Source organism: Allobosea eneae, assembly GCF_042657265.1.
GTDB lineage: Bacteria > Pseudomonadota > Alphaproteobacteria > Rhizobiales > Beijerinckiaceae > Allobosea > Allobosea eneae.
In genome coordinates this window covers 1-1,286 of record NZ_JBHSLW010000057.1, presented here as the reverse complement: position 1 = coordinate 1,286, position 1,286 = coordinate 1, and the positions used below count along the sequence as shown (strand labels likewise).

Annotated in this window: 1 protein-coding gene; it reads right to left on the bottom strand. The window is 63.4% G+C overall.

From position 1 onward, the window contains the following. Positions 1-135: 135 nt before the first annotated feature. Entirely contained in the window at positions 136-1,245 is a 1,110-nt protein-coding gene (locus ACFPOB_RS26280) for a tyrosine-type recombinase/integrase (RefSeq protein ID WP_068180407.1), read from the bottom strand. Positions 1,246-1,286: the final 41 nt, after the last annotated feature.

Below are 1,286 nucleotides of genomic sequence, written 5' to 3'. Positions count from 1 at the left end.
CTTCAAACTAAGGAGACATGACAATCAAAATGACTTCCTATTCAATCCAAGTGTTAATTTAAAACTGCCGGAATATGCTGTGGCACTTTGTATTTGCCTTTATGTTGCAACAGCCATCGTCTGATTGATTCTGACTCACAGCCCTGCCGCTTTTGTCAGATTGACGCGGAACCGATCGCGCCGACGTTGGTAGCGGCGGGTCATCTCGGCCGAGGCGTGGCCGAGCTGGCGCTGGATGTGTGCTTCGTCGATCTCCGCGGAAGAGGCGAGACCGGCGCGCAGCGAATGGCCGGCGAAGGCGAGCGCCCGTTCGCCTTCAGTCAGATCGCCGCGGACGCCAGCGCACAGTGCGAGCTTCTGGACCAGGCGCGCCACATGGCGATCGGTCAGACGCTGCGCTTGCACGCCACCATTAGCGACGGTCATCGGCCGGAACACCGGACCATCCGCGATGCGGCCGAGCTTCAGCCATGTCTCGAGCGCCTGGACGGGGCAGGTGCGGTCCGACGAGCCACGGGCGATCTCGACGCTGCGCCAGCCGGTCTTGCCGTCGATGGTGAGGACGACGCCGCCTTCGAGGATTTCGATCCAGCCGCGGCTGTCATCGCTTTGCTTTGGACCGCAATCGAGCCCGGTGATCTCGGAACGGCGCAGGCCGCCGGCAAACCCGATCAGCAGGATGGCGCGATCGCGCCAGCCGCGCAGATTCTGCTCCAGCATCGAGACCATTGCCAAGATGTCCTCGGCGAACAGCGCCTCCTTCTGACGCGGCGGCCGGCCGTGGCTGCGGCGGACGCCGGCCATGACGTCGACGATATGGCGATCCTGCCGGGGGAGGGGGGTTCCAGCGCTGCGATAGGTCGTGGTGATTGCGGCCAGTCGTCGCTCGATTGTCGAAACAGCGGCTTTTGCAATGCCCTGGCCGTCAGCCGAGGCTGCGATGAATAATCCGACCACGCGCGGGTCAGGAACTCGCGAGTCAAACCCCTGGCGCCGGCACCAGCGTTCGAACTGCTTCCAGTCCGAGGCGTAGGCACGGGCGGTGTTGGCGCTGTCTTTCGCCTTGGCGTAGCCGCGCGCCGAACCGGCCAGTCTCTCGAGCTCCGGGTTCTGCAGCGCCGCGTCGTCGCTGTTGGCGAAACCCGACAGCTGTGGCGTCGCGCGGAGCGCCGGCATTCGCGCCACGCCGTCTTCCGGTTGACCGGAAGGCTCGTTTCGCGGTTCGAATTCGATGGAATCTGGCATCTTTTGGAGGGTATCGAACTGTGTCCGATAAGGCAAGCTTA